Genomic DNA, 8,997 nt, shown 5'->3' with positions numbered 1-8,997 from the left:
TAAACTCTTTTTTTTGTTGCCATTCTATTGATTTTTAATTAGTTTTACAAAGTAACTGATTTATGCGAATGGTAAAGCTACCGAAGGTTTAGTTCAACAGGAGGCAACCAAAACAAAGGGTATGATTATCATCTTGTAAAGCTCGATCAGCAAGGTAATCATCTTTGGGAAAAATATTTCGGGGGAACGAGACATGATTATTTAATGTCCTCCATTTCAACCCAAGACGGAGGATTTGCTATTTTAGGGACTTCGTTTTCCAATATTTCAGGAGATAAAAAGGAAAATAACCTTGGCGGAAGTGACCTATGGTTGATTTGTCTTTCAGAAAATGGTGAGGAACTTTGGCAGAAAACATTAGGAACTAAGAGCAATGATGAAGCCTCTGCAATTGTGCAATCTACTGATTTAGGATTTTTTGTTGCAGGAAATATTAATGATAACAGAAAACTTTTCGGTTCTAAAGATGTGTTTGTATCAAAATTAGACAAAGACGGAAAATTAAAACAAACCACTATTCTCGGAGGAACTGCTTTGGATGAAGTCACCGATATGATACCAACTCCAGATGGAGGTGCGGTTTTGCTTGCTTATTCCACTTCCGGAAAAACGGACAACCTAAATAATACTGATAATAGTACTACTCAAAATACTCATTCCAATACCCAAAACGAAAATACAACACCGGAAATAACTTCAACGGTAAAAATATTTATCGGTAAATCTGAAGAAAATTTTGGAAGTGGCGATTACTGGATTATAAAATTAGATAAGAATGTTAATGTTGAGTGGCAGAAAACCTATGGCGGAAGTGGTGATGACAGACCAAAAACGATTGCTAACACCCAAAACGGTTTTATCGTGGTAGGAGAAAGCAGAAGCCAATCATCAGGCAACAAAAAAGAAAATATCAAAGAAGGAACGGATTTATGGGTAATAAATCTTGACAAATCCGGCAATGAAATCTGGCAGAAATCTTACAATTTTGGTAACCGTGACGTGGCAATGAGTCTGGATGTAATAAAAAAAACCAACAAGGATAATTTCAGTGAAAACAGAGGGTTTTTGCTTGGTGGTTACACTCAAGCAGAAGAAAAAATAAAATCTGATGATGAGAAATTCTGGATGCTTTACATTGACACAAACGGCAAGGAGGAATGGAGGAAATATGTCGAAGGAAAATCCAAAAAGAATGAAGAGCGTTTGGTTTCTGCAAAATTGCAAAGTGACGGAAGTTATCTTTTGGCAGGAACAAGTGCAGACCAACTTGGAGAAGAGAATTGGAAAATTCTAAAACTCGGAGACAAGCAACTGGATGATTTGGTAGAAAATAAAGATATTCGAATATATCCTAATCCAGTGGAAGATTATGCTTATGTTGAAATTGGCTTTGAATTACAAAATGGAGAAGAAGCGGAAATCCGATTGCACGACATGAGTGGGAAGCAAGTTCAAGTCATAAAAACTAAACAGGCAGTTACGAAAATTAATACATCTTCCTTACCTCAAGGAGTTTATATTGTGACTGCAAATACTTCAAATAAATCTGTGAACACTAAAATCGTGAAAAAATAAAAATACAATGAGAAAAAAATTATACTCAACCTCTTTATTATTAGTAACACTAAAAATATTTGGACAAGGAGCAATGAGTCCTGTGGAAATAAAATCTCCTCAATCATATGCATTTGAAAAATATGGTAATATTCCTGTAAATCTGTACACTGGTTCTATTGATTTAAGAATACCGATTGCATCTATTGGTGAAAAGGGATTAGATATCTCAGCAACTTTAGTATACGATTCTTCAGGGTTTATACCTCATAAAAAGTCTGATGCTGCTGGAGTCAATTGGTCATTAATCGCAGGTGGCAGAATTACACGTAATCTGAATAGGATACCTGATGAATACGTTGGAAGTCCAACTACTTTAGGTGGGAATCCCTATGATACAGGAAAAGATCTTCATGGATTTTTGAAGGGTGTAAAAACCAATCCTTCTACAAATACTCAAGCCTATAATTTATATGGAGGAACAGGTAATACAGATGGGCAATTATGGTGGTGGATGGGACCATCGGCAAATGGCTATGAGGGAACACCTGATTCTTTTAGCTTTAATGCCATGGGATTATCAGGTAAATTTATTATTGGAAATGATGGAAATGTTCTTGTAGAATCAAATGACCCTAATATAAGAGTAGATATTTCACAGATGGCAATCTATGGTGGTAGAAATTTTTGTACACCTCCTGTTTCAAAAATTACTATAAAAGATGGGCAGGGTAACCAATACATCTTTGGTGGTGATCTTTCAAAATATGAAATCTCATATTCATATTCCACAGATCCTGCTTCGTCACATCCTTTTTTTCAGGGCTATCCTATGATTAGCTCTTTCAGTCTTTCTAAAATTATTTTTGCCAACAACAAAGAGATTAATTTCACCTATGAGGAAGGGACATTAAATGATAATTTCTGCAATTTAGTTCCATGGACAAATGCTCATAATAATGAAAAATTACTTTCATTGGAGACTTACAATCAAGATGGGGCAAGAGTTGATGAATGGAGGAATTGTCCAGGAGGTGTTAGTTGCGGTTATGAAATGTCTAGTGGTGGTTCAAACACTATAACATATATATTACTGAAAAAATCGATATTAAAATCAATAAGGTATTTGGATGATGAAATTAAGATTAACTATATAGATGCTGGATATCCAATCAAGCAGGATAAACTGACCAGCCAGTTTTTTAATGAATGGTTAATTGATAATATAGAGACCTACCATAATAATACACCTCTTAAAAAAACTCAATTCTCATATGATCATTTAGGAGGTACTTTTAAAAGACCATTCTTGAAATCTATAAAAGATTTAAAAACTGATCAGATATATTCTTTTGAATATAACAAAACAACAACTTTACCAGCATATTATACAAAAGGAATTGATCATTGGGGATATTGGAATGGGAAAGATACAAACGTAAGTCTAGCACCTTTTGATACCTACAATGCAACTACTGGAGATTATACTTTGAACAATACATTCCGTGATGCCAATCCTCAAAAATACGATGTTGCATTACTTAGTAAAGTAATTTATCCCACAAAAGGTTATAGTATTTTTGAATACGAACCACAATTTTATGGGAAAAGAGTAGAAAGAATTTCTTCCAGCTTATTTCTTCCCACTTTAACAAATAATAGTGGCTTAGCAGGAGGAGCTAGGATAAAGAAAATATTTAATTATGCAGAAAATGGTGTATTAAGTACGGAAAAAGAGTATAGATATACTACTACTTTAAATGGTTCTTCCAATTCAGGAATTCTAATGAACTGGCCAAGATATTTTTATTATATTGAAATGTCCGGAAGTTCAATGGTTCAAAAATTAATGATAAAAACAAGTTCTAACGTACAACAAAATAGCTTGGATAGTTATAATGTGGGGTACTCAAAAGTATTCGAAATTGATAAAAACAAAGGATATATAGAGCATAATTTTACAACTTATGAGACACATCCGGATCTTTTAAACCCTGACCCAACTAATACAAGGCAGTACATGACTGGCTATACAAATTTTGTTCCTCTTAATCTCTATAAAAATTTCAAAAACCTCTATGGTGTAGACAAGAGCATATTAAGAGGTAAGCCTTTAAATCAAAAGTATTTTTCTCAGTCAGATCTAGTAAATCCTATAAAAGTTGTAAATTATGAATATTATGATAATATGGATTACAATCCTAACAATTCTAAAGACAATAATAATTATGTTTCCATTAATCACTTAACTGGTTACTGGGTTCAAGGGTATAGAAAGTTTATGAATTCAGCTCCCGTAAAAAAAATTACAACAACAGATTATCTGAATAACGCTGCTCTAAATTCATACCAAGAGTTTTTTTACAATTCATCACGACATTTAAATTTGGTTGAAGAAAAATCAACCTATACAGATGGAGCTATCCTGTCCAAAAAATATCAATATCCAGAAGACGTACGACATGGAAATCAAGCTCAACAAAATATACCCCCATATCAGTCAACCCCTTATATGGTAGGAAAAAACATGGTGGGGATTCCTTTAATTACAAGTAATTATAAAAATAATATTTTTCAGAATAGACAACAAGTTATTTTTGATTATAATCCATCAAGTACTTTAGCTTTACCTAAAAGTAGTATTCAATATTTTGAAGACCAAACTATTACTACCCCAAATAATGGATATGGTTCTGCTATTGTCCCGAATCCTAATTATGGAATCACCACTATATCTTACGATCAGTATAATTCTACCGGTAACCTACAACAATACACCACAAAAGAAGGCATCCCAACTGCAATAGTTTGGGGTTACAACCAGACCCAGCCTATTGCGAAGATAGAAGGCGCAACCTATGCACAGGTAAGCAATTTGACAACAGCCATCATCAATGCCTCAAACGATGACAATGCTGATACCGCTTTGGGCAATCCTAAGGAAAATGATTTGTTAACTGCTTTAGATACTTTCAGAGCTAACACTGCTTTAGCCGGCTACCAAATTACCACTTATTCGTATGATCCATTGATTGGTGTTAGAAGCATCACACCACCATCAGGAATCCGTGAAATATATATTTATGACACTGCCAACAGATTAAAAGAAGTTAGAGATGTCAACGGAAATATCCTAAATTCATACGAATACCACTATAAACCATAAAAGCACAAATAAATGAAAAAACATATACTACCAATAGGTTTACTGTTTATAGCGGTAAACAGTTTTGCACAAACAATTCCGAGTTCTACTGAAAATTATATTTATACTAAGACTTATCTGTCCAAACCCGGAGATCCTGTTCAAAAATCACCCTTGGAATCTATCACCTATTTTGATGGTTTGGGAAGACCTAAACAAATATTAAATGTGAAATCCTCGCCGGCTGTAAATGACGTAGTCACCAAAATCGAATACGACGGGTTTGGCAGACAGACTAAAAATTATCTAGCTGTTCCACAACAAGGGAGTTCAAATGGAGCAATTTATGGTAATCCATTATCAACTGTTACTTCTACACCCTATGGATCAGAAAAAATCTATTCTGAGAAAGTGTTGGAAAATTCACCATTAGATCGCATCCAACAGCAAGTACAAGTAGGAAATGACTGGAGCAACAAACCTGTCAATTTTGCTTATGGAACAAATACAGCAACTGAAGTCAAAAAATTTATTACCACAACTTCTTGGACAAATAATGCAACCAATTCCACACTAACACAATCAGGCAATTTTGGAGCGTCACAACTTTATAAGAATACAGTAACTGACGAAGACGGAAATGTGAGTATTGAGTTCAAGAACGGAGAGGGACAAACCCTTTTGGTAAGAAAAAATGATGGTACAAAAGATTCGGATACTTATTACGTCTATAATGAATATAATCAACTTGCATTTGTGGTATCGCCGGAAGCAGCAGTCAAGGCAACTATTTCACAAACAGATTTAGATGAATTGTGTTATCAATATCGATATGATGGTAGAGGTAGATTAGTTGAGAAAAAAATTCCGGGTAAGGGATTAAATCCAAATACGGGAATTTGGAACTGGGAATTAATGGTATATGATAACCAAGATCGATTAGTGATGACGCAGGATGCCAATTTGTTGACATTAGGACAATGGTTGTTTACAAAATATGATAAGTTTTCAAGAGTTGCTTACACAGGAATTACAACCGATTCCGGTTCAAGGAGTAGTCTTCAATCTACATTTAATGGAAAGGGAAGTAATAATGTAGAGAGAACTACAACTAACTTTGCACAACCGGGGTTATTAGTATACTATGACAACGATGCTACCAAAAATTATCCAAATACCATTACAAAATTATTATCGGTAAATTATTATGATACCTATCCAACAGGAACTCCAGCCATTCCGACAAGCATTCTTTCACAAGTTGTTCTTACACAAACAGGAAACCTCAGCACAAAAAGTCTGCCTACGGCATCCTATGTGAACAACATTGAAACCAATGGCTGGACAAAAAATTATATCTGGTATGATACGGAAGGTAGAACAATAGGAACTCATAGTATCAATCATCTGGGAGGTTATACAAAAACCGAAAGTTTTATAGATTTTGCTGGTGTCCCTCAAAATACAAATACCTATCATAAAAGAAGAAATGCAGATACAGAATTGGTGGTGAAAGAAGAATTTGTATATGATCCTCAAAACCGTCTTTTAACACATACTCACGAAGTGGTAGGGAAAACTCCAAAAGAACTTTTGGTAGAAAATCACTACAATGAAATCGGGCAATTAGATTGGAAAAAAGTGGGCGGAATTTCTGGAAGTCCACTGCAAAAAGTCGACTACTCTTATAATATTAGAGGATGGATGACTGGAATTAACAATGGAGATATTACTTACAGCCCATCCGATGAATCTCATATTCTAAACAATGGAAAACTTTTTGGATATATTATTAGGTATAACAATCCTCAAAATCCGTCTTTGGGCACAGCAAAATACAATGGCAATATTGCAGAGATTGATTGGATATATAAAGATAATCCCCTCAAACGTTACGGTTATAAATATGATAAATTGAACCGATTATTGGCAGGAAATTACCAGGATCCGGCAAGTACAGTTCCGGAAAGTCATATCAATGATGAAGTATTAACCTATGACCTGAATGGAAATATCAAAACTTTAGTAAGGAACGGAAAACATGGGAAATACTACACTCCAATTGTTGTAGATAATCTCGGCTATCAGTATACGGGAAACAGAGTTACCAATATTACCGATGCTTCCGGAAATAGTAGTGGCTACGAAGGAGGCGGACAAACGATTACTTATGATGCCAATGGAAATACCATTGCAATGCCGGATAAGAAAATATCAGCAATCGCTTATAATTTTCTAAACCTTCCTAAACAGATCAATCAAAATGCCAATGTTACAAATTATTATTATCGAGCAGATGGCGTGAAAGTGAAGAAAAAGTTTACTCTTACCAACTCCTCAGGAACGAAAATTATCAATACAGAATATTTGGATGGTTTCCAGTATTCCACACCAAACACAGACCCGATACGAAAAGCATTGGAAAATCCTGATGATGCAACAATAGACGCATCATTAGCTGGAGAAGAAGAAGCGTTTACTAAAGATGAAACTAGAAAAATTGCCGTTATAGTGGATCCCGGAACTCCGGAAGTGGAGAATCTAATTCTTTCATTTTTTCCAACAGCAGAAGGATATTATGATTTTGAAAATTTACGTTACATCTACCAATACAAAGACCATCTCGGAAACGTAAGATTGAGTTATGTAAAAAATGGTAACGATTTGCAAATTATGGATAGGAATGATTATTATCCTTTCGGAATGAGTTTCCTAAAAAATAATATGCTGCCTGTTCTCTATGATCCTATGTCAGTACCATACAACTACAAGTACAACGGCAAGGAACTGCAAGAGACGGGAATGTATGATTATGGCGCAAGATTTTATATTTCGGACATCGGACGTTGGGGCGTTGTAGACGGAAAATCTGAAAAATATTTTTCTTTATCTCCTTATCATTATGCAGGTAATAACCCAATTATGTATTTAGATGTTGATGGTAATGAATTTACAGAGGATGCTTGGAAATGGGTTAACAAACTAATTGCAGACATAAACTCTAGACAGGCGAGTAATAATAAAGATATTGCTAAATACGAAGCTCAAATAAAATCGGGAAAATATGGGTTTTTGGGTTCGGAAAAATCAGCAAGAAATGCAATTTCTAGATTACAGGCAAATAACTCCGCATTAGAAACAACAAGGGGGGAAACAGCAACTTTAGCCGCTTCTAGTCAAGTTTATGATGTTATAAATAGTGATACTCTAAACGAAGGAGGTTCTTCTCCTTTTTCTAGCAAAACAATAACTGGTGCTACAGGTTTTAACTTCAAGGATGGTAAAGTCGTTATAATTATGCCTTCAGAAGGAGGAATGAATATCTTTTCACACGAATTAAAGCACGCATATCAATTTGAAACAGGTGAAAGCGGGTTTGTTAATAGAGAATTAGCAGACAAAGGAACTCAATTCTTACACGATAAGATGGACGAAGTTGCAGGGTATTCAAGAGGTGCTTTTTTTGGAGGTCAGACTGTCGGTGTTAATGATTTAGATGGTGTTTATAGCTCTTTGCCAAAAGGTCCTATCTCTGTCAATAATAACCCAGAAATAGTTAAAGCTTTAAGTCTTCCTACTGCACAGAGGCAACAAGCATTACAACGCATTGCTAATGAAGGAAAAGCCTTTAGAGTTGATGGACAAACGTATTACAAGAAGTAAAAAAAATTCTATTATGAAAAACTTTAATAATGTTGTTTTATTAATTTGGGGGTGTATCTTGTTTTATTCTTGTAGTTCTAAAATTTTATATCCTAATAAGTATAGCAGTGTATGTTTTTATATGGACTCTCCGAGTACAGAACTTTACATAAAGAGTGAAAGTAGATTTGTACTAACTTATCCAAGTTCATTTGAAAAAATTATGGGTAATTGGGAAATTAAGAAAGATACATTATATCTCAAATCCAAATTTAAAGGTTCTTTATTAGATAATGATAGCATTCTGCATAAAGAAGAAAAATATTTTATAATAAAAGGTAAAAAACTATTCAATCCTCAAAATCAAAAATGTTTTTTGATTTTAAAAAAGCAAATACAAAACCCCAGCTCTGCGAAGTCTCCCGACTTCGTAGCGGATAAATAAAAGCAAAACGCTTAAATAGTATAACTACAAGTATCAGTCACAGGAACTGCAGGAAACAGGCTTCTACTCCTTCAAATGGCGAAATTATATGCCTGATGTCGGCAGGTTTTTCAATATAGATCCTCTTGCTGAGAAATATGCTTATAATTCTACGTACGCTTTCCAAGAAAATAAGATGGGATTGGGAAGAGAATTGGAAGGATTGGAATTG

Annotated in this window: 4 protein-coding genes and 1 pseudogene; all 5 read left to right on the top strand. The window is 34.5% G+C overall.

From position 1 onward, the window contains the following. Positions 1-204: 204 nt before the first annotated feature. Positions 205-1,575, top strand: coding sequence for a T9SS type A sorting domain-containing protein (locus tag DRF58_RS17270; RefSeq protein WP_116037152.1), 1,371 nt, complete (start codon positions 205-207; stop codon positions 1,573-1,575). 7 nt (positions 1,576-1,582) lie between these two features. Continuing rightward, the gene (locus DRF58_RS17265; protein WP_116037150.1) at positions 1,583-4,720 is read left to right on the top strand and encodes a hypothetical protein; all 3,138 of its coding nucleotides are present in this window, start codon (positions 1,583-1,585) and stop codon (positions 4,718-4,720) included. A 12-nt stretch (positions 4,721-4,732) separates the two neighbouring features. Continuing rightward, entirely contained in the window at positions 4,733-8,362 is a 3,630-nt protein-coding gene (locus DRF58_RS17260) for a DUF6443 domain-containing protein (RefSeq protein WP_116037149.1), read from the top strand. After that, positions 8,313-8,786, top strand: a complete 474-nt coding sequence (locus tag DRF58_RS17255) for a hypothetical protein (RefSeq protein WP_123902442.1) — start codon at positions 8,313-8,315, stop codon at positions 8,784-8,786. The genes DRF58_RS17260 and DRF58_RS17255 overlap by 50 nt, the downstream gene beginning before the upstream one ends. 34 nt (positions 8,787-8,820) lie before the next feature. After that, positions 8,821-8,997 (top strand): annotated as a pseudogene (locus DRF58_RS17250) (RHS repeat domain-containing protein); the annotation flags it as partial.

This window comes from Epilithonimonas hispanica (assembly GCF_003385395.1).
Classification (GTDB): domain Bacteria; phylum Bacteroidota; class Bacteroidia; order Flavobacteriales; family Weeksellaceae; genus Epilithonimonas; species Epilithonimonas hispanica.
Note: the sequence above shows the minus strand (reverse complement) of the source record. Positions and strands in the feature narration are given on the sequence as shown.